A 21,854-nucleotide genomic window follows, 5' to 3' on the forward strand; every position below is an offset into this window, starting at 1 on the left:
TAACCTTATTTCTAATTCCCAAGAATAGTAAGAAACGGGTACACACCCTTAGATAAGGATGGTATCCGTTTCAGATTTCATTTTACTTGAGAGGAAAGTACATTCCGCAATTAGATTATGGCCATAATAGTCACAGAAGCAGCTACAAAACCATTCGGAGAATTAATAATATCCGTTGATATTCTTGTACCAGTTTCAATGAGTACTACCTGCATGTTTTTACCTCCGTCTAAAGCATCTATAATTACCACCATAGTCACCGGAGTGACAGGTCTGGGGCTTCCTGGAACTTCAGCTCCTGAATAAACTATATGAAAAGGATCAACAGAACCATCTATTGATATTCCAATACCCGGCGACACACTAGATGTATATTGAACAGAGGCTTGAACGGAGACATGATACATATGCCCTCCAGGCAATACAAAAGTATCGCCGCCCTGCAACCCAATTGACTCTGCAGGATCAGTTACCAGCGCATTAAAAAATCCAATAGGGGTATTGGGGGTACTTGCAACAGAGTAACCATTAACTACATATGTTCCAAAAATAGAAGTGATTGAACCGGTAAGCCCGGTCATCCCCGTTTGTCCTGTTACTCCAGTTAAACCAGTTAATCCCGTAACTCCAGTAAAACCGGTTAATCCGGTTAATCCCGTGTTCCCTGCTCCTGTTGCTCCAGTCATTCCCGTGTTCCCTGCTCCTGTTGCTCCGGTCATTCCCGTGTTCCCTGCTCCTGTTGCTCCGGTCATCCCGGTTACTCCCGTGTTCCCTGCTCCTGTTGCTCCAGTCATTCCCGTGTTCCCTGCTCCTGTTGCTCCGGTCATTCCCGTGTTCCCTGCTCCTGTTGCTCCGGTCATTCCCGTGTTCCCTGCTCCTGTTGCTCCGGTCATTCCCGTGTTCCCTGCTCCTGTTGCTCCGGTCATTCCCGTGTTCCCTGCTCCTGTTGCTCCGGTCATTCCCGTGTTCCCTGCTCCTGTTGCTCCGGTCATTCCCGTGTTCCCTGCTCCTGTTGCTCCGGTATGACCCGTAAACCCTGTTACTCCTGTACTTCCATCGCTACCTTTTGAACCCGGGCCTCCATTTATTCCATTCTTACCTGCTTGACCTGTAGTCCCTGTTGGTCCTGTTGGTCCTGTAAATCCAGTTGCCATAATCTGTAATCCCCTTTCGATATTATTAATTTAATTTTCCTAGTATTGCTCCGGCGGATATCTTCAGGTATTGCTATAAGCTCTCCAATGATCGGATTACAGCCAAGAACAGCCTCCCGTACCGCAAGACGATTCCTCTCTACCTCCCAGTGTTCCTGTTCTACTTCACCAGCCTGCAAGCATAGATTAAGAGAGAACATGGAATACGGACTGGCTTGTGAAGTCTTCATTGCAGATAGTGCTTCCCTGTCCTCTTCCCTCACTTCTTCGTAGGGATTCAGCCATAGTACGTGGGGGGAGGTAAGGACCCCTTCCAATCTTCCCCATAACTGTGACTGTTCTTCATCAGAGGGGAGAGGAAGGACATGTGCACTCAGTACACTGGCAAGCTTATCAGCGTCTGCGCCTATTCCACCGTCGAGCACGATCCATTGATCGGCGAACGGCTGCCACTTGGCCGCCCATTCCCGCAGAGCAGAGAACGGACCATCTCCCTTGCAGAGCATTACGATTACTGACCAGGCATTAGCAGGAGTCGTATTACAACGAAGGGAATTTTTCCGATGAGAAGGTACAGAGAAGCTGCGCACACCCGAAGGATCCTCTTCCACCGCTTGCAGCTCATCTTCCAGATGAGCTAGCTTCTCCGCCGCTTCCTTGAATGAGGGGGAATACTCCAGCGCTCTGCGGTACCAGACTCTGGATTCACCAGACATCCCCCTTAGCTCATAACAGTTCCCGATATAGTAACAGGGGTAAAAGGTTCCAGCACCCTTGAGAACCATATAATGAAGAGCATTCTCTCCAAGCGTCAGACAATGCTCGAAAGCGGAGATCGCAGCCTCTACCTGGTCGGTATGCATAAGAATGCAGCCCTTATACAGATGCAGGTCCACATAATCCGGGTAGAGACTGATGGCCTTGTCAATGCCGGGCCAGCCTTCCCTGAAGCTGCCCATCGCCAACAAACAGCCATACTTGAGCTTGTAAAAAAGCGATGGCGGCAATCTTCTCTGCCCCAGCGAAGCAGCAATGGCCTGATTAACCTGCTCGAAGGCAAGTGCATACTTCCCCACCCGCTGATACTCACTTGCTATATGGTAAAGACTCCACGGATCGGGGTTCGGATTGTCTGTTACAGCTTCCTGCAGCAGCTTCAAATTGCGTTCATGTTTCGATTTAAGAGTAGTCACGGATTGGAGATATCCATAATGAAATAGCCGGACCGGAAGCTGGAACGGAGTGCTGGTATCCTCCCGGGTATAGGTGTCGGGCCAGCTCAATTGTTCATGAATGCCTCCAGTGAAATGAAACCCCTCCCCGTTACGGAACAAGCGGCACTGAGCCAGCCGGTAAGCTTCATCCGCCTGAGGCCTGAACGGACCATTGAAATGGATCGTTTCCACAGAGGCCAGCTTGTGTTCCTGAAGAGTGCTCACCATTCGAAGCTTCAGCGCATCATTCACAGCGAGCTCTTCGTCAGCATCCATCCATAGTATCCATTCCCCTGTTGCATGAATGAGGCTATAATTGCGGGCTTCCCCGAAGCTCTCCTTCCAGGGAAATTGAAGAATGGTTGCGCCGAAGCTGCGGGCAATGTCCATCGTCCTGTCACGGGAGCCCGTATCCACAATAATGATCTCATCTACCCCTGCGCGTACGCTTGACAGACAGCGTGCAATCCAGGGCTCTTCATCCTTGACGATCATGCACAGGGAGATTAGTGGGACGGTCGCCCTCGCTGTGTTCTGCCATAACGGACTGCCTCCTTCCATAATGGATTTACCGGACTATGCGGACGAATCCGGTCAGGTGATTATACACATTGATTGACATCACCTCTTAACCTTATGACGGTTTCTGCCCGCATAGAACATTGTCGGATAAAGTCGGACAATCTAAATATGAAATCCTTGGGCGTTACCGGCATCAATCGCCGGGAATGTATTCCTTCCGTTTTTCCTGGTCCGATGCTGGAAGCAAATGCTTCAGATGATCTGCAGCATCTTTACGGGCAACCAGAATGCCCCCGGGACCTGCCGCTACGATCACATCATCCAGCCCGACAAGGATGACCGGAATATCCAGCTCGTTGACAATCTGGCAATTCAAGGAATCCGCACTGATGTGGCCCCATCCCAGAACCGAGGAGGCCAATTCTTCAGAGAGCGTGTTCCAGGTTCCCAAGTCCTTCCATCCGTCGTGATAGGGCACACAGATCAGACGGTTGTTGCCTTCCAACACCTCTACATCGAAGCTGCTCTTGGGAAGGCGGTGGTATTGCCTCTGCAGCTCTGCATAATCCCTGGGGAAGCCTGCTGCTTCCAGCCGGTTGAGCTGATCGCATAACCGGAAAGCGAAGATGCCGCAATTCCACATCGCCCGCTGCTCTAGCAGTGCCTCTGCCGCCTGCCTGTCTGGCTTCTCCACGAAGCAATCAACCTGCACATAGGCCGGATTTTCCAGCTTCCCTGGTGTAGCAGCGGCGGGAAGCGCCGGAACAATATACCCGTATTTTCCTGACGGACCATCCGGATTTGCTCCAAGCAAGGCGATTTCCGCACCGGATTGCCGGAGTGCCTGATCCAGCTCTGTCAACTTGAAGAAGAAATCGTCGTTGACGTAAGCATCCACGGGCAGCACAATGACCGTCTCCTCAGGGGAAATCTTCTCCACCGAGTAGAGATAGGCCGAAGCGAGGCTCACTGCCGGAAAGGTATCTCTGCGCCGTGGTTCAATGATGACCTTCGGAGCCGTTCGGAGCTGCTTGCGGATTAGCGTCTCTTGTCCGCTTGACGTTGCAATATAGACTTCATGACCGAGTCCCGCAGCCGATAACTGCCGCCAGATCCGCTGAAGCATGGACTCTCGTCCGCCTCCCGGAGCAGGCAGCACCTGAAGGAACTGCTTGCTCCGGATACTGCTGGAGAGCGGCCATAGCCTTGTGCCGGAACCGCCGGATAGAAGCACCAGCTTCATGGTTCATTCCTCCCTTCCTTTACTGGAAGTCGTCTGCAGTAAGATTGACTGCATTGAACTGCTCTTCGGTATCGCAAAAGGTCAGTTTTCCGTTCTTTGTACGAGTATCCAGATATTGAGGGACTCCTGCTTTTCTCAAGCCGTCGCTCATGATGACATATTCGTAGCGGTCGGTGCCATCGTCATACCGAACATGCTCCAGAATTTCACGACGCATCAGATAGGTGCAATGAATGACGTCAACCTGTACCAGACCTTTCACGGTCTGATATAAGTAATTGAAATACATGTCGTTGCTCTTGAAGTAACCATCTTCGTGCACCATATTATGATAGTTGGAATACAGACTGAGCGGAGCCTCAGCCACAGAAAGCAGTGGCCCGACAACTGGAAGATTCGTAGATAGCAGGCTCTCCAGCGTATCTGGAGCAATGAAATTGTCGCAATCTGCAACAAAATAATGAGTATCTCTCGATTTAGCCCATTCGATCGACTCTTGACGCACTCTGCCAATCACCCTTAGGCGGACAAAATTCCATTCATGCGGAGCATAATTCTGTACAGGTTCTTCCACATCGCTGGTATCGAAATGAACCTCATGGTATCTTTCGCCCACCCGCTCTACCCATTCTCTAAGAATCTCTTCAGTCCGGTCATTATTGTTGTTGGTCCGAATATACAGATTGATCCTTGAAGCCGGATAGGTCTGCCGCTCTATAAGTTCCAGATAGAGCGGCAGCACATGTGCCTTGTCCTTAGCTAATATAGCAACCGTTACCAGATCGCGTTCCATGATATCCCTCCAAGTTAAGAATGTTCTTTGCCGCCTTATATTTCTATTGCCTGGACGCAGCAGTCTCACGATCTGCGGCTGTTAACCGGGTGCTGATGGTAGCACGGCTGACTATTCCGAAGAATGGACTCTGCCTTGGCTGTTCAATATCCTCAGGATAGAGCTTGCTGCTATCCTGTCTGATCATATAACGGGCACCTTCCGCACAGCGGAGGGATACCACTTGATATTGGTGGAATAAGGACAGCTTAAGCCCAATGAATCTCCGGCGCTCATCCGCACTCAGCACATCACCTTCCTGAAGCCAGAGAATGTAATGTTCCGTTGTCATATGGATGACCCATTCCCGTAACTTTCGCATATCCACTTCCCCTTTCACGGTGTAGATCTGCCGTGTATAAGGGGCAGCGGTTTGCGCAATGCGTTCATTGCCGGAAGGGTCCACGACAATTATTTGTTCCGTTACCTCTGCAAACGAAGCGAGCGTCTCTTCCAGTGCAGCTTCATTGCCAGATGCAATAATTCCTGCGCATACGCGCACTGGCGGAGTATAGATCAAGCTGTGGATATCCGCGCCCCATTTCTGAAATGCCTTCTGTTTGTTCCGTTCCAGAAGTGTCTTGAGATCAAAGGAAGGGGTCTGCCCCATGCTGGCATGACCGATATGGTGGATGAATGAATCCAAGGCAATCAACAGCTTGTAGCCATACTGAATCGCCCTCAGGCACAGATCGTCATCCTCGTAATTCCCCAGGCCGTATCGTTCATCGAACCAGCCGATCTCATCCAGAACACTGCGCTTGACCAACAGACAGAAGCCGATCAGGCGGCGGACTTCCTGCACCTGACCACGCTTCGTTTCACAGTACTCTGCCGCGAATGTCTCCATATCCTTAAGTTCACTGTAAGTCACCGGAATACGCTGATGTCCGCTGATATAATTCGTAACAGGTCCTGACATGCCGACCCTGCTGTCACTGTTCAGGGCATGAAGCATGGGAGCCAACCACCCCGGAGGAACAACAGTATCATTATTGATGAACAGTATCGCTTCGCCTTCCGACACCTCTACCCCTTGATTGCACCCTTTGGCAAACCCCAGGTTCTTCTTGTTCTCGATCAGCTTCAGTTCAGGATAGTGAGTCTTCAGGAATGGCACGGTCTCGTCACTTGAGCCATTGTCAACAATGATAATCTCGTGCTCTTCAGGTGTATTTCGCTTGATGCTCTCCAGACATTGAACCGTTAAAGTTAACTGATTAAGGGTGAGAATGATAATGCTCGTCTTCACTGGACCAACTCCTTTTGTTCTTCAGGTGCAGGGCAATTAAACTCGACATGATTGTCTCCGAGCAGGTTCGTATAATAATCGCGGTTGTATATCGCACTGGGATTAGCCGGATAGTGTGCGAAAGAAACTTCATTGCAGTAGTCGGCGTACCGGTGGTCCCCAAGCTTATCGTAGCAGACACAGAGCTGCAGATTCGGGAGCCATGTACCGGCGGAATAAGCCTCTGTTCCCGGTTCACTGACCTTAGGGAGGGACACCGCAATCTTGAACCAGTACACCGCCTGTTCGTATTGCTGTAATTCCATGAAGTAAAAACCTATCTTACAGCAGGTTTCCGGACGCGGGAGATCATAGTCGAAGGTGCGGCACATGGACAGCAGCTGCTCCTGCTTCTGTCCCAGCGCCGCATGACTGTCCGACAACCTCAGACAGGCCTGAATATTATCCTCTACCCAGCCTTCGCCGTCTGACAAGAAGCGCTCATAGTTCTCCACCGCCTCAGGATAGAAACCATGATCGTATAACTCATTAGAGTAGTAGATCCGGTCTCTGGCGGTAAAAGGTCTGCCCTCGGCTATCATTTTGCGGAAGATATCAAGGTTACGCTGTGTGTATTCCTTGTCTTTCTTATGCGTAACGCATACATCGCTCTCAAGTACAGGCGGTGTGACCTCTATATATTCATGAACAGCTCCTATCCACCTGAACCCGCAATCACGTCTAATTAGACGGTTACGCCTGAAGCTGTAGAGCGACTTCCCATGCTCATCCGTTATGAGAATATAAGACATGGATACTGCATGATATTCGGAAGTCATCGTGGCTTTCAGAGCCTTGAACCGCTCCCTGTCAATCTCCTCAATGACATCATCTGCATCCAGCCACAGTATATATTCACTGGTCGCTTGAGCGAATGCATGATTGCGGGCGGCTGCGAAATCATCGATCCATTCAAAATCATAGATATTTGCGCCATACTCGGCTGCAATCTCTTTGGTACGGTCTGTTGAGCCGGTGTCCACGATGACGAGTTCATCCATAAGATCCGCGACGGATGACAGGCATCGCCCCAGGCTATTCTCTTCATTGCGTACAATCATACACAAGCTGATCGTCGGCAAGTCTTCTCCTCCTTATTGCAGATTCTGAATATCCGGACTTACCGGATTTCTCGTATATATATATGCCGGTCATGGCGGATCATTCGGCCAGATTTGCCCGCATGAATTCCATTCCGGTTCATAAGCTAGTACAGACACCCCTGCAAAGGATCTTGTGACCAAGATTGAAGGAGGAGCATATGCATACGATCCCCCCCTCGCTATACTATCGCTTTTACCGTTATGGCCGCGGCTGCAGGATTGCCTCAGACGGTGTGTTATCGTTGCCAGAGCAGACGGCAATCGGCACTGGCGTAATGGTGCGGGAGGGCTACCGGTGGGAGATTCCCTCTCCCTCCAAGGACGGCTCACCCCGCATCTTAATCGGAGACCGCTGTGAATGCAGCCGGTTCCTGACGATCATCGCATCGGGCAAGGTGGAACTGAAGGCGGATGCAATCACAGGTCCGCATGTGTATATTAATGACGCCAGGCAAGATTGGGAGAAGGGAGGTAATCCTTCTGACACGTTAATAATCGGTGAAGGCTCATGGATCGGAGCACACTCCTCTATTCTGGGCCCTGTGAAGATTGGTAAAGGCTGTGTAGTCGGTGCCGGCAGCGTAGTTCTTCGGGATGTGCCGGATTACTGTGTCGTTGCCGGCAACCCTGCTGAATTTCGCCGCATCTATGAGCCGTCCAGCGGAGAGTGGATCAGGGTAGATAGCGAAGCGGAGGCCCGAAGGGTATTGGAACGCAGAAGCAGGGAACCTCTGCTATCCATTTGCATACCCGGACGGAATCAGGCTGTAGAGCTAAAACGCTGTCTGGAGTCGATTTATGCACAGATGGATGATGATGGATTAATCGAGGTCTGCGTCCTGGACGATGCTTCGTCCGAGGAGACCGCAGAGGTGGGGCACCACTATGGACAACTGCACCGCAGCTTCCGGTATCACCGCGACCCAGATCTTGCAGCAGGAGGCTCTGTTGCAAGTCAAGCTGCTGATAGGGGGCGCGGGAAATTCATTATGCTGCATGAGCCGGGAGACTCCTTCATGCCTAACACTCTTCTTCCATTTCTGAACGTGCTGCATACTCATCCTGAGTGTGCGATCATCCTGATTCAGCCCACACTCATCCGCAGCAATCCACAGACCGAACGGCTGGAGGGACTATCCGAATTTTTCAGACTTACAGCGTCATCTTCCTCCCCTCCTCTCCCTGTTGTTCTGAACCGAAAGGATTGGGAGCGTACTGCCGATTCTGTACAAGCCACAAATTTTCTGGACCCATGGGTATCCCGGCAACATGCATTATTGCAATTGAATCCGCAGTTCTGCCTGTGCCGGTATACCATGACCGAAGCCGGGCGGCACATCGGATCAGCTCCGTAATTACGGCTATTGCCAAAAAAAATGATCTTTGACCATTCACCGAATATATATAGACTATGAACAGGCAGAGATCTTAAGGCGTAAACTTCGGGTCCATGAAGTCCGGTAAATGACAGGGATGCCTGGTACTGAGGACAAAGGAGAGGATGTCAGCGACATGGATGAACGTAAAATTTGTTTTATCATGTGTGTGAATAATGAGGAATTAGCGGAACGCAGCCAAAAAAATCTTAAGCAATTACTCAAACCGGATGGATTCACCGTAGATCTGCAAATCGTCAGGAATGCCTCCGGCCTGGCAGCGGGGTACGATCAGGCCATGCGCCAGTCAGATGCCAAGTATAAGGTGTATATTCATCAGGATGTCCATATCCTAAATCCCCAATTTCTTGAAGACATCGTCCGGCTGTTCTCCCGTTATCCATCACTCGGCATGTTAGGAACCGTTGGCGCTAAGACGCTTCCGTCTTCCGGTATATGGCAGGACGCATCACAGAAGTTCGGTAAAGTGATTGATAGCCATACAGGCGCACTTCAGCCTCTTGAATTGATGCAGCCAGTGGACGAATATGAAACGGTGGAGACGCTCAGCGGACTGCTGATGGCAACACAGTACGACCTTCCCTGGCGCAAGGATTTGTTCACCGGTTGGCACTTCTATGACGCTTCACACAGTCAGGAATTCATCAGCAGCGGCTATGAAGTAGGGGTTCCCAAGCAGCCTCTGCCCTGGTGTCTGCATAACTGCGGTATCCCGGACCGAACCACTGCTATTGAGAAGGCCCGGCACATTTTCCTTGAATATTACGGCTACGGCAAACACCATGGCCAGCACCGGTTCCACCGGCTCGGCAGCGGATGCAGCATTCATCCATCCTGCGAATTGTCGGGTACGGTCGGAATTGCTCTGGGCAATGAAGTCAAGCTGCAGGCAGATTGCTGTCTTACGCTCCCTTACAATAATATTGTCAGCGAACCGCGCATCCAGATTGGTGCCGGAAGCGAGATCGGACGCCGGTGCAGCCTGTCGGCAGTCAACCGGTTAGTTATTGGCGCCAAGGTAGCCATATCAACTAATGTGCATATATCCGATCACAATCCTGCTTATGAGAATATTCATCTGCCCGTCATGAAGCAGGGGGTGAGCTCCTGGAGTCATACTGTGACCATCGGCTCCGGAAGCTGGATTGGAGCGAACACCATCATTGCCGGTCAGGTATCCATCGGTAAGGGCTGTGTCATAGGCGCGGGGTCAGTCGTTGTATCCGGCACGGTAATTCCTGACTACTGTGTAGCTGCGGGTACACCTGCCAGAGTAATCAAGCAATTTGATCCCGACTCCCGGAAGTGGCTGAAGACTAATGGATCGCCCAGCGAGGAAGCTGAGCGTCACGCTATAGAGACTGTTTCGCAACCGCTTATAAGTATTTGTATCCCTGCCTATAACTGCGAACAAGAGCTCGATCTTTGCCTGAAGAGTATTTACAGCCAGAATGCCAGACAGGAGGATTTCGAAGTCATTGTATCGGATGATGGCTCCACAGATCACACGGAAGAACTGGTGCGGAAGTATCAGGCCCGTTATCCCAACCTTCACTACTACCGCAATGAACTTAATGAAGGAACTGACCGCAATACCCTGAAATGTGCAGGCTATGCCAAGGGTGAATTCATCAAGCTTCACGGCGGCGATGATTACTGGCTCCCCGGTTCGCTCGAAGCCTTGTATAACCTGATCGAACAGAACCGGGACTGCAGCCTGTTCTTCCTTGATATCCTTAGTAACACAGGAGTGATGAACCGGGGATCAGGAATCAGCAAGTATGTTGAACAGGTCTCGATCTACAGTACATTTCTGTCGGGAATCATTATGCGCCGGAAGGAATTTGAACAGATTGCCGCGCCTGGGCGGTTCATCGATTCGAATCTTATCCAGGTCTATCTGGAGCTCTCTATTCTAGAGATTACTCCGGATTATTGTGTGTATCACCGTAAGCTACTGACCAGCAGCGACAAGATTGCAGGAGGTTACAGCTTCGCACAGACATTCATTCAATCATACCTGGGAATACTTCATTATTTCCTGGACAACGGATTAGATGCAGCCGTATTGGCAGCCGAGAAGAAGCAAATCTCCCATACCTTCTTGCTCTGGTGGTACAACTACATGCTGGAGAAGAATCTTCAGCAGCTGCAGCCCGAAGATTTCCCGCAGATTTTTGTTGCAGCCTACCAGGATGAATCCTATTATCCAGAGCTGCATGAACGGCTGCACAAAATTCAGGTCAAGCATCTAAATATATGAGGCAATATAGCCGCCGGGCAGGCCGCAGCAGCAGGCTTGTCCGGTCCATGACAAGGAGGCATCAGAGTATGGAAGGTATCAGCCCGGAATTTCAACAACGCTTCAGCACTTTCGGACCCGGAAGTCTGATCGTGCTGAAGACCGATATCAACTGTCCGGAGAAAGTCGCTATCGGCCGCAATGTGCTTATTCAGGAGAATAGCTGGTTCACGGTAGTTCACCCCGGTAAGGAAGAACCGCCAGCCATTTCGATCGGAGACGGCTGCAGCTGCAGCCGCAATCTGATCATTACCGCTGCGAACAATGTGACTCTGGAAGATAATGTTATCGTCGGGCCAGATGTCTATATTGCAGACACTAACCATCAGTACCGCCAGATCGGCATTCCCATCCGCGACCAGTGGATCACCACTGCCAGCCATCAGGTCAGGATCGGTGCAGGCAGCGAGCTTGGTGCCCACTGCGTCGTTGTGGGTAACGTAACGATTGGCAAGGGCTGCCGGGTCACACCTAACAGTGTGGTAACCCGGGATTTGCCGGATTACTGCATCGCGGCGGGCAATCCCGCCAGAGTGGTGAATGCCTATGATCCCGAAGCAGGAGTATGGCAGCTGCCTGGCGAGGGCAGATGTTGATCGTAGAATAAGAAGTATATTACAGGGAGTACTTCAGGTTGGACGAGATTCTGATCCCTTGATAGTCAACGGACGGCTGGCTATTCATAGATTGCATACTCTTCGGCTGCTGCCGTTCCACCGACTTCTTCGGCTGCTGCCGTTCCGCCGTCTTCTTCGGCTGCTGCCGCTCCGACGCTTTCTTCGGCTGCTGCCACTCCGCCGCCTTCTTCGGCTGCTGCCACTCCGCTGCCTTCTTCGGCTGCTGCGGCTCCACTACCCCCTTCGGCTGCTGCGGCTGAATAGCAGGCTTCAGCTGTTGCCGCTGCTGCCGCTTGCGTTCGCTGGCTGCGCGCACTCCTACTGTCCGTCCTCGCTTCTTGTGGGACGTCCGCTTGCGCGTGGCCTGCGCGGAGCGCCGCTGGATGAACCGGACGGACTTACCCGTATTATAGAGATACTTGCCCCCGGATACATAGGCATCTGCAGGACGGATGGTCTGCTTGATAACGGTGGATACCTGCTCCCGATGCTCCGGTTCTTGCCTCTCAGCCTCCCGGCCTGTGGACTGAGCTCGTTCAAGCAGCCGTTCTGTCTCGCGCATGAACAGCGCCAGCTCGTCATCCGCATTGACCGAGAGCCGCAGACAAGCCTGCTTCAGCTGCTCCATCTGTCCCATTGTTTTATGAATCGCCTCTACCAATAGCTCATCCTCCGATTTCCGGGCTTCAGCCTTCATACCCGTTCACCTCTCGCACCAGCCGTCTGCTGGTTTCCAGTGTCCGGCAGATCATGGCCTGATGCTGGGCCAGGGCCGTGATGATTCTGGCCACCGCCGCCTGCAGGGCGTCAAGCCCCCCCATCTCTGGTTCTTCTTCCCAGCTGTATTCATCATCATACATATATTCCAGCTTGCGGATTTCAACCGCGATCAGAGCCGAGACCGCTTCTTCCTCCAGCGCCGCAGCCAGAATAATCGCTTTGATCAACCGTTCCCGCTGTAGCATCGCTTCATCCCCCCCGCTGCCTGCTTTGATTTAGTTACTGTTATATATATGTGCTTTTGACTTGTCCCTATCACCATTTGTCCCAGGTATATCGGATTTGGCGGATTTCAGAGAATAACAGGAATAGGACAATCTGTGCCTGAAGTATACATAGCTATGACTAGATAATTAAGCGCAAAGCAACCTTTCACGTTTTGGAGGAGATCTGCATGTCAATGCCCCACATCCCCAATATAACTCCCGATATCTCGCTTACGCGGGAGGAAAGCATCTCTCTCCTGCTCACCTCTATTGCGATCAACGAGATGTCTTTGTCTCACATTATTAATGCAGAAGCGGAAGCGATGCAGGCCTTCGTGCTTTCTAATCCCGGAAACATGAATTTCCTCAACATGATCCAGTTGAATAACACAACCGCCAGACTGCTCGAAGAGATTACCAAGGGCCAGTGGCTTAGTCTCAGTAAGATGGACCGGATTCTGCGTTTGCTGAGTGACTCTGGTGCCTTATCCGCACGATTGCTGGAAGAAGAACTAACTACTGAAATTGAGGAAGATGAGGAATAACAGGCAACTGCCATTCTTCAGCCAGACGGACATAACAACATATTGAGGGTGGCGGCACAGCCGGGAGGAACTTGGTGCTATGTACAGGGCAATGTCCTGTTCGCTGCTTGCTGAAACCCTCTGTCTAGGCATATAAGTTGCAACTGGTACCTTCCGCGTAAAAATGGACAAGCCCAAATCATATAAGCTCCGCCTACTGCAACTTCAAGTGATTCAGATGATCCGCTATCCGGAGCAGCTCATTGGCCAGTGAAGAAAGGGAAGCCACAAGCTGCTGCTGTCTGTCCTGCTCCGGGGCCTCGGTCATACGGTTTTCCGTTCGCTCTGGTACGGGAAGCTCTTGTTCACTTTTGCTGTACATCGGGAAGCCCTCCTCGATCAGCAGGCGTACAATGGTGCTTAGATGATAGCGTTCCATACGCAGCTCACTGATTCTTTTTAACAGTTTCAGAGTTTCATAGGGATAGAGCACCTGATCTCCTTGCCGGGTCCCCGGTACGAAGTAAGAGAAATATTCCAGCCATCTCTTCACAGTAGTCGGAGGCAATTTCGATAAATTAATGATTTCCAGTTGGGTGTAATGGCGTACCATAACATCGCTCCTCTATTTTAGGTGGACTTATTTACTTTAATGGTATTCATGTGCCTCGTAATAAATGTGTAAAAATACCTATTTCTCTAATTATCGTCCCGCAAAATAAATAGACAGGCCCGTTCCGGAGAACGTTGCCTGTCTATTAAGCTGCCCTGGAAGCGGCAGATTACCTGCTTAAGAAACTTTAAATAATTCGCTGAAGGATTCACCTAGGAGTTCTTTATAATATTTCCGGTTATGCAGCATACTTGGATGTGTAGGATAATAGAATAGAGCTGACTCATTATGATAATTAGCCTTGAGGTACTGACCCATCCGGTCGTAGCATACGCATAATTGCAGATGCGGCACCCAAGTGGTAGAGGTCATATCCTGTAGTCCCAGAGTAGATCTTCGCGGCAGCGAAATCGCCTGTTCGAACCAGTAGATCGCCCGCTGGAACTCTCCGGCTTCCACGAATTCACTACCCAGACGGCAGCAGAATTCCGAACGGGGGATATCATAATTCAGGGTACGGTACAGCGCGTTCATCTTTCCGGCCTTATTGTTAAGATTCCCATGGCATTCCGCCATTTTCAGGCAGGCCTGATAGTTATCCTCCACCCAGCCCTGGCCGGTCTGCAGGAATTTCTCGTAATATTCCAGCGCTTCTTCGTGTATGGCATGATCCCGGAGCTCATTGGCGAAATAGTAGAGATCGCGCGGCGAGAACTCCTCGCCACTGGCCTGGCGTCCACGGTAGATGCGCAGGTTGCGGTCCGTATGGACCTTATCCTTCTTGTGAGTAATGCAGACATCGCTGTCAAAAGTATTGCCGGCAACCGCCAGATACTCATGCACCGGCCCGACCCACTGAAAGCCGCAGTCCCGGCGGACCAGCCGGTTACGTCTAAGGCTTGAGGTCACTTTGCCTTCACTGTCGAAGGCCAGATTGTAGGGCATGGTCACAGACTGGTACTGCGGCGACAATGTCTCCTTCAGCTTCTTGAAGCGCACCCGGTCGATTTCCTCAATGGTATCGTCCGCATCCAGCCAGAGAATATACTCCTTCGTCGCCTTGCTGAAGGCTTCGTTACGGGCCGCCGCGAAATTGTCAATCCATTCAAAATCATAGATCACTGCCCCATACTCCGCAGCAATCTCTTTGGTCCGGTCCGTGGAGCCGGTATCGACAATAACGATTTCGTCCGCAATATCCTTCACGCAATCCAGGCAACGGCCCAAGCCGTTCTCTTCATTGCGCACAATCATACATAGACTGATAGTAATCATTAGTGCCCTCCTATAGGTTCTGTGTCATGTATTCGCGAATCTGCTGCTCGCTGATGTTCCCCATATCCTGCCCTGCATCCAGCGCTCTGTGCCAATCCACTGTCTTCTGCAGAGCCTGCTCCACACTCCAGCGGGAGCGCCAGCCCAGCAGGCGGCGGGCCCTGGTGCTGTCAAGCTGCAGTTCGCCCGCCTCATGCAGCCCGGAGATACCGGCGATATCAATGCCTGCTCCCTCTCCCCAGAGTGCTGCGAGCCGGACGGCCACCTTCTCGACACTGTGGACGCTCTGCTCCTCCGGGCCGAAATTCCAGGCGGCGGCATACTCCGCCCCCACCTGCACCAGCTTCTCGGCCAGCAGCAGATAGCCGCTAAGCGGCTCCAGCACATGCTGCCAAGGCCGCGTCGCCGCCGGGCTGCGCAGCAGCGGCCTTAAGCCAGCGGCGAATGACCGCAGGCAGTCCGGCACCAGCCGGTCCTGGGAATCATCGCCGCCTCCGACAACATTGCCAGCCCTGGCGGTAGCGACAGCAACACCATGCTCGGCATAGCGAGCCGGATGGAAATAGCTGTTGCGGTAAGCCTGCGTCACCAGCTCGGAACAGGCCTTGCTGGAAGAATAAGGATCGTAACCGCCCAGCGGATCCGTCTCCCGGTAGCCCCAGATCCATTCGCGGTTGTCATAGCATTTATCTGTCGTAACGTTAACGACAGCTCTGACCGGTGTTCCTGAATCTACCGCACTTGCGACTGCCTCCAGCAGGTTCACCGTTCCCATCACATTTACCTCGAAAGTATCGGCAGGGAACTGGTAAGAGGTACGAACCAGCGGCTGGGCAGCCAGATGGAAGATTACCTCCGGGGCCGCTTCCCGCAGCGCCGCATCCAGGCGCTGCCGGTTCCGCACATCCCCCCAGACCGTATGGACCTCCGGCGCAGCTCCAATCAGCGGGAAGAGCTTATGCTCATCCCGGTCCCAAGCATAGCCGCTCACGCTTGCGCCCAGCATCGTCAGCCAGCGGGTGAGCCAGCTTCCCTTGAAGCCGGTATGTCCGGTCACGAAGACACGCCGCCCCTTCCAGAATTCCGCCGTGGTCATTTCGTTCTTATCCACGGGAGCCCTCCCTCCCGCCACAGCTCCTCCAAGTAACGCTTATCACGGAGCGTATCCATCGGCTGCCAGAAGCCATGGTGCTTGTAAGCCCTCAGCTCATCCCGCGCGGCCAGCTCCCGGAGCGGCTCTTGCTCCCAGACGGTGCTGTCGCCCCCGATCAGGGAGAATACCTCAGGCTGAAGGACGAAGAAGCCGCCATTCACCCAGCCCTCATCACCTTTGGGCTTCTCTACGAAGCCGGTTACCCTGACATCCTCCTTAATATCCAGCGCTCCGAAACGGCCTATCGGTTGTACAGCCGTAACCGTCGCTAATTTTCCGTGGGACCGGTGGAAGTCCAGCAACTCCGGTACATTGACATCCGCAATACCGTCTCCATAAGTCAGCATGAACGGCTCATTGCCGGTGTATTTGTGGACTTGCCGGATTCTTCCGCCAGTCATCGCCTCTCTGCCTGTATCCGCGAGTGTTACCTTCCAGTTCCGCAGCTGGCGGTTATGGCGGGTCATCTGATTGCCGTTGCCGAAATCAAACGAGACATCGGAGCTCTGCAGGTAGAAATCGGCAAAATATTTCTTGATGACATGGCCCAAATACCCCAAACAAATGACAAAATCATCGAAGCCATACGAAGCATAATGCTCCATAATATGCACCAGTAGCGGCTTATCGCCGATCTCAATCATCGGCTTGGGCTTCACATCGGTCTCCTCGCTGATGCGGGTCCCGTAGCCTCCGGCCAGAATGACTACCTTCATCTTCTTACCTCCTTACCTTTCAGCAAGCCCAGCAACACCTCGGCAGTATAATCCAGCATCTCCGTAGTAAGTCCCGGATAGATTCCTACCCAGAACGTATCGTTCATGATCCTGTCCGTCTGAATGAGCGGCGCGGCCATCCGGTGTGCCACACCGGAGTACGCAGGCTGCTTGAGCAGGTTACCGGCGAACAAGAGCCGGGTACCGATACGCGCTTCCTCCAACTTGCGCACGATTTCATTGCGTGAGAGGGGAGCATCCTCCCTCACAGTCAGTGGAAAGCCGAACCAGCTCGGATCACTGCGCGGCGTCGCTTGCGGAAGAATAAGCCATTCCTCCGCCGGCTTCAGCGCTGCCTTCAGATAGTCAAAGTTACGTCTGCGCGCAGCATGGAACCCTTCCAGCTTCTCCAGCTGGGAGACCCCAATGGCCGCCTGCATATCGGTAGCCTTCAGATTATAGCCGATGTGGCTATACGTATATTTGTGGTCGTATCCGGCAGGCAGCTCGCCCTTGGTCCAGTCAAACCGCTTGCCGCAGGTATTGTCGGCTCCCGGCTGGCACCAGCAGTCCCTGCCCCAGTCACGGAGTGATTCGACAATTTTCTTCAAGCGGGCACCCGAAGTCAGCACTGCTCCTCCCTCACCCATGGTCATATGGTGGGCAGGAAAGAAGCTGACGGTTGCCAAATCGCCGAAGGAACCGGCTGGCCTACCTTCATACATGGACCCGACAGCATCGCAGGTATCCTCAATCAGCCACAGTCCATGCCGGTCCGTAAATGCCTTAACGCTGGCCAGATCGAAGGGATTGCCGAGTGTATGCGCCAGCATGACCGCTCTGGTACGCGGACTCAGCGCCTCATCAAGCTGTGCCGTATTTATATTGTAGGTAGGCAGCTCCACATCCACGAATACCGGAATCAGACCATGCTGAATCAACGGATTGACCGTGGTCGGGAAGCCTGCGGCTACGGTAATTACCTCATCGCCCGGCCGCAGCCGCCGTTCACCGAGCAGCGGCGAAGTAAGTGCTGCGACGGCAAGCAGATTCGCACTAGAGCCGGAATTGACCAATAGTGTATGCTTTTTCCCCATGATTTGGGAGAAACGACTCTCGAACTCAGCGGTATACCTGCCTGCGGTTAAATGGAAATCCAGGGAAGCGTCAACTAGATTGATTAACTCCTCCCCGTCGAATACCTTACCGCTGACAGGTACATAATCCCGGCCTGCCACGAATGACCGGCCCGGCCAACGGCTGCCGTAGAACTGGCCCGTCAATTCAAGTATTTGCTCGCGCAAGGTTGAAGCTTCAGTAGGCAATGCCTCTCCTCCTTTACAAGGGTGACTTGTTTGGTTTTATGGATTTATTGGACTCGGTACATCATCTATATGCAATGGGAACGAAAAATACGTTTCAAAAAATAATGGAATTTAAATTCCATTTTTGTTCAGTTCTTGTCTATGAGGGTTCTCTATAATGGGCTTGACTTGACACGAAACCTTTATGGAGGGATGCATACATGGGAAGACTCAGAGCCGCCAACGAAAGAAAATGCACGAAAGAGGACTGTAACAGACGGCATTATGCGAAAGGGTTATGCAAGCAGCATTATTGGCCGGCCTGGAAAGCAGGACAAAAGAACGAAACGGAATCCGAGCCCCGGCGCCAGAATCTTTCGTGAATCTTTCGCATAGACCTCTGTTAATTGTTCAATAATATATTTAATTTTTATGCAGGTGCTTCCTCTCCTCTGTCGAAATCTTTAATTTATGATGAATAAAAATTCCAGATATTACTTAAAACATCTGACCTTAGTGGTTATATATATCTCTCTGCTGCTAGGTATGCAAAGGGTATGGCAGCAGATTTTTGCATTGCCGGAGCAGCCCAGTGCGGATGCAGGCGTGCTTGATCTACGCGGCTGGACCTTCAAGCATGCCCACTCGCTTGTCCTTGACGGGACATGGGACTTCTACCCGAACCGTCTGGTCAGCGAAAGTGATATCCGCTCCGGCACCGCCGGAGACGCTGTCCCAGTAAAGGTACCCGGCAACTGGAAGGGAGCGATGTCCGGTTCCCCCCTAGGCTATGGTACCTATGCCCTGCATATTCTGGTCGATCAGCCGCTGGATGAGCCTTACACCTTCTGGGTCCAGCAGATCCAGGCGTCTTCAAAAATCGAGATTAACGGCCGCACCCTTCAGGCTATGGGTCAACCCGCAGCAACTAAGGAACTATACCGTCCTATGGCCGTTCCCTATTATGTTCACTATCTTCCGCCGGAAGGAACGAAGGACCTGCTCGTCCTGATCCAGACTGCCAATTATGAGCATGGGGAGAAGGCGGGCATCTCCTATTCCATCCGTTTCGGCGCCCAGTCCTCGGTTCAGAAGGAACGCTGGTACTCTACCTCGTTTCAGCTGGCAACCATCATCATCCTTCTTCTCCATGCGCTATACGTCTGCATTCTGTACCTGTTTGACAAAGAACAACCGGCCCTCCTGTTATTTGCGCTTATGCTGATCATTCTGGCCGTCTCCATCTCAGCGGATAATGACGTCCTGCTGTTCATTGTGCTGCCGCTCAACTACACCTGGGGAATCAAGGTCAAGCTGCTGTCTTATGTATGGATGGTTTTTTTCATGCTGCTGCTGACCTACAAATTCTACAGCGCACAGGCTGTCGGCCGGGGCTTCAAGGTGTATAGCTTGCTTCTTCTTCTCTATACCCTGTGCCTATGCATACTTCCGATTCATATCGTTCTGTCCAATGCTACTATTTATTTCAGCCTTCTGTATATGCTCCCCCCCTGCTGGATGTTTGTGCTGTTCGGAATTATGGTCTATAAGCAAAAAAAGGATGTCGGATTCCTTACCTTCATCGGCTCCTCCATTGTATCGGGGGTAATCTGGGGAACAACAGTGAATAGTTACCGGAAGAATCTGCCCTTCTACTCTGTAGATATTCTGGCTGCGATCGTCGGATTCTCCGCTTATGCCCTGAAGCAATATACCCGGCGCTCCAATGAGAACAAGCTGCTCTACGAACAGCTGTTGCAGGCGGACAAGCAGAAGGACCGGTTCCTGATCAATACCTCGCATGAGCTGCGGACTCCGCTGCACGGCATGATGAGCATTGCCCAGTCGGAATACGACAAGAAGCGGGCAGCCTCTCCGGAAGAAGACGCGGGAGATCTGGAATTGCTGGTGCGGATCGGGCGGCAAATGTCCCAGCTGCTGGATGATCTGCTGGATCTCACTTTGCTCCGGGAGAACCGGATGGTCCTTCATCCTGCACCGCTGTCCGTCCATACAATCGCCGCCGGAGTGGTGGACATGCTCCGCTACTTAACAGACGGTAAGAACCTGACGCTTCATGTAAGCGTATCCGCTTCACTGCCGCGCGTGTGGGCCGATGAGAAGCGGCTGATTCAAATCCTCTTCAACTTGATACATAATGCAGTAAAATGGACAGAGAACGGCGGCATTCTTGTGACTGCCGAAGAAGCGGACGGGCAGCTGCTGGTTAGCGTGGCCGACACGGGTGCGGGGATGGAGGAAGAAGCCCTCGCGCGCATCTTTCTCCCCTATGAACAGGCAGGCGGACAGGACCGGGGGGGACTGGGTCTGGGCCTCGGCATAACCCGGCAGCTGGTGGAGCTGCACGGGGGCAGCCTGACCGTGGAGTCCAGCCTTGGGGAAGGCTCAGTCTTCCGCTTCACCCTGCCGCTGGCGCACGAAGCCTTCTTCATAGATGAGCGGTTCGGCAGGGTAGAAGCAGTGGAAGCACCGGATGCCGCGAACACCGGACGGAGTATCCGTCTGCGCCATAAGGACGATGAGCCGTTCCTGGCGGGGGTGCCGCCGCCCCCGTCCGGCTTGGGTACAGATGAAGCTGTCCTAAGGATATTGGCCGTTGACGATGATCCTGTTAATCTCCGGGTGCTCTCGACTATTTTGCATGAAGATATCTATCAGCTGACCTCTGTGTTAAGCGGGCAGGAAGCCCTGATGCGGCTGGAGGAGGAATCCTGGGATTTGCTCATTACCGATGTGATGATGCCCGGGATGTCCGGCTATGAGCTGACCCGCCGGGTAAGGGAGCGGTATCCGGTGTCAGAGCTGCCGGTGCTGCTGCTGACGGCGCGGGCTATGCGCGAGGAGATCTACTACGGATTTCAGCAGGGGGCTAATGATTATGTGACCAAGCCGGTAGACAGCCTGGAACTCAAATACCGGGTTACCGGACTGGCACGGCTGAAGCAGACCATCGACCACAGCCTGCGGCTGGAGGGGGCTTACCTTCAGGCGCAGATCCGCCCACACTTCCTGTTCAACGCCCTGAATTCCATCGCCACGCTCAGTACCATCGATATCTGCCAGATGCAGCAGCTCATTGAGGCCTTCTCCTCCTATCTGCGCTCAAGCTTCGACCTGATGAATACCGGCAGACTGGTTCTTTTGAAGCAGGAGCTATCGTTAGTAGAAGCCTACTTATACATCGAGCAGGTGCGGTTCGGCGAACGGCTGGAGGTCAAATGGCAGCGGAATTATACCGGACTGCTGCGGGTTCCCCCGCTGATTCTGCAGCCGCTGGTAGAGAATGCCGTCCGTCACGGGCTGCTCAGTCTTATAGAGGGAGGCACGCTGACTATCCGCATTGAAAAGGAGGGGGAGCAGGTCCGGCTTACGGTGCAGGACAATGGCAAAGGCATGGAGCAGGGGCAAATTGAACGCCTGCTGATGAAGCACAAGGACAAGAACTCCGGTATCGGGATATGGAACACGAACCGGAGGCTGATTGAACGCTACGGGCAAGGCTTGTTCATTCAGAGCCGCCCCGGCTTTGGAACCACCGTCTCCTTTATGATTCCTCTCCGGCCTATGGAGTGAATCCATCCTCCATC

The 21,854-nt window shown here is 52.5% G+C and carries 17 protein-coding genes and 1 pseudogene; 5 read left to right on the forward strand and 13 right to left on the reverse strand.

All coding sequences use genetic code 11. The features are described 5' to 3' along the window. Window positions 1-536: 536 nt before the first annotated feature. The 6 genes and pseudogenes from NST43_RS21505 to NST43_RS21530 all read right to left on the reverse strand — a co-directional run. Window positions 537-1,154 (reverse strand): annotated as a pseudogene (locus tag NST43_RS21505) (hypothetical protein); the annotation flags it as partial. Next, a complete protein-coding gene (locus tag NST43_RS21510) occupies window positions 1,085-2,863 on the reverse strand; it encodes a glycosyltransferase (RefSeq protein WP_339219283.1) in 1,779 nt (592 codons plus the stop codon). The pseudogene NST43_RS21505 and the gene NST43_RS21510, both read right to left, overlap by 70 nt. A gap of 220 nt (window positions 2,864-3,083) precedes the next feature. Continuing rightward, window positions 3,084-4,133: a sugar phosphate nucleotidyltransferase gene (locus tag NST43_RS21515; RefSeq protein WP_339219285.1), complete on the reverse strand. Its 1,050-nt coding sequence runs from the start codon at window positions 4,131-4,133 to the stop codon at window positions 3,084-3,086. 19 nt (window positions 4,134-4,152) lie between these two features. After that, on the reverse strand, window positions 4,153-4,926 hold the full coding sequence (locus tag NST43_RS21520) for a hypothetical protein (protein ID WP_339219287.1): 774 nt from the start codon (window positions 4,924-4,926) through the stop codon (window positions 4,153-4,155). Window positions 4,927-4,969: 43 nt separating this feature from the next. Beyond that, window positions 4,970-6,217 (reverse strand): glycosyltransferase family 2 protein, encoded by a 1,248-nt coding sequence (locus NST43_RS21525; RefSeq protein ID WP_339219288.1) that lies wholly within the window; start codon window positions 6,215-6,217, stop codon window positions 4,970-4,972. Beyond that, complete coding sequence (locus NST43_RS21530; protein WP_339219289.1) at window positions 6,214-7,338, reverse strand: glycosyltransferase family 2 protein; 1,125 nt, start codon at window positions 7,336-7,338, stop codon at window positions 6,214-6,216. The genes NST43_RS21525 and NST43_RS21530 overlap by 4 nt, the downstream gene beginning before the upstream one ends. A gap of 179 nt (window positions 7,339-7,517) precedes the next feature. Here NST43_RS21530 and NST43_RS21535 point away from each other — a divergent pair, with 179 nt between their 5' ends. The 3 genes from NST43_RS21535 (at window position 7,518) to NST43_RS21545 (ending at window position 11,654) form a co-directional block, all read left to right on the forward strand. Beyond that, window positions 7,518-8,714: a glycosyltransferase gene (locus NST43_RS21535; protein ID WP_339219290.1), complete on the forward strand. Its 1,197-nt coding sequence runs from the start codon at window positions 7,518-7,520 to the stop codon at window positions 8,712-8,714. 157 nt (window positions 8,715-8,871) lie between these two features. Next, window positions 8,872-11,019, forward strand: a complete 2,148-nt coding sequence (locus NST43_RS21540) for a glycosyltransferase (protein ID WP_339219291.1) — start codon at window positions 8,872-8,874, stop codon at window positions 11,017-11,019. 68 nt (window positions 11,020-11,087) lie between these two features. After that, window positions 11,088-11,654 (forward strand): acyltransferase, encoded by a 567-nt coding sequence (locus tag NST43_RS21545; RefSeq protein WP_339219292.1) that lies wholly within the window; start codon window positions 11,088-11,090, stop codon window positions 11,652-11,654. A 19-nt stretch (window positions 11,655-11,673) separates the two neighbouring features. Here NST43_RS21545 and NST43_RS21550 read toward each other — a convergent pair whose 3' ends face one another. Both NST43_RS21550 and NST43_RS21555 read right to left on the reverse strand, forming a co-directional pair. After that, window positions 11,674-12,372, reverse strand: coding sequence for a hypothetical protein (locus tag NST43_RS21550; RefSeq protein WP_339219293.1), 699 nt, complete (start codon window positions 12,370-12,372; stop codon window positions 11,674-11,676). Continuing rightward, entirely contained in the window at window positions 12,362-12,640 is a 279-nt protein-coding gene (locus NST43_RS21555; protein WP_209985045.1) for a hypothetical protein, read from the reverse strand. The genes NST43_RS21550 and NST43_RS21555 overlap by 11 nt, the downstream gene beginning before the upstream one ends. A 209-nt stretch (window positions 12,641-12,849) precedes the next feature. Between NST43_RS21555 and NST43_RS21560 the strand changes: the two genes are divergently transcribed. Next, on the forward strand, window positions 12,850-13,206 hold the full coding sequence (locus NST43_RS21560; protein ID WP_209879878.1) for a hypothetical protein: 357 nt from the start codon (window positions 12,850-12,852) through the stop codon (window positions 13,204-13,206). Between the two features lie 193 nt (window positions 13,207-13,399). Here the strand turns inward: NST43_RS21560 and NST43_RS21565 are convergent, their stop codons facing one another. From NST43_RS21565 to rfbH, 5 genes are all read right to left on the reverse strand, one after another. Further along, window positions 13,400-13,798 (reverse strand): MerR family transcriptional regulator, encoded by a 399-nt coding sequence (locus NST43_RS21565; protein ID WP_209985048.1) that lies wholly within the window; start codon window positions 13,796-13,798, stop codon window positions 13,400-13,402. 177 nt (window positions 13,799-13,975) lie between these two features. Further along, window positions 13,976-15,073 (reverse strand): glycosyltransferase family 2 protein, encoded by a 1,098-nt coding sequence (locus tag NST43_RS21570; protein ID WP_209985051.1) that lies wholly within the window; start codon window positions 15,071-15,073, stop codon window positions 13,976-13,978. 10 nt (window positions 15,074-15,083) lie between these two features. Next, on the reverse strand, window positions 15,084-16,184 hold the full coding sequence (gene rfbG, locus NST43_RS21575) for a CDP-glucose 4,6-dehydratase (protein ID WP_339219294.1): 1,101 nt from the start codon (window positions 16,182-16,184) through the stop codon (window positions 15,084-15,086). Further along, complete coding sequence (rfbF, locus tag NST43_RS21580) at window positions 16,166-16,942, reverse strand: glucose-1-phosphate cytidylyltransferase (RefSeq protein WP_339219295.1); 777 nt, start codon at window positions 16,940-16,942, stop codon at window positions 16,166-16,168. The genes rfbG and rfbF overlap by 19 nt, the downstream gene beginning before the upstream one ends. After that, window positions 16,939-18,267: a lipopolysaccharide biosynthesis protein RfbH gene (gene rfbH / locus NST43_RS21585; protein WP_339219297.1), complete on the reverse strand. Its 1,329-nt coding sequence runs from the start codon at window positions 18,265-18,267 to the stop codon at window positions 16,939-16,941. Before rfbH ends, rfbF begins: the two co-directional genes overlap by 4 nt. Window positions 18,268-18,717: 450 nt before the next feature. Between rfbH and NST43_RS21590 the strand changes: the two genes are divergently transcribed. Then, complete coding sequence (locus tag NST43_RS21590) at window positions 18,718-21,840, forward strand: ATP-binding protein (RefSeq protein ID WP_339219298.1); 3,123 nt, start codon at window positions 18,718-18,720, stop codon at window positions 21,838-21,840. The last annotated feature ends 14 nt before the right edge of the window (window positions 21,841-21,854 follow it).

It is taken from the genome of Paenibacillus sp. FSL H8-0332 (assembly GCF_037963835.1).
Lineage (GTDB): Bacteria > Bacillota > Bacilli > Paenibacillales > Paenibacillaceae > Paenibacillus_AQ > Paenibacillus_AQ rhizoplanae.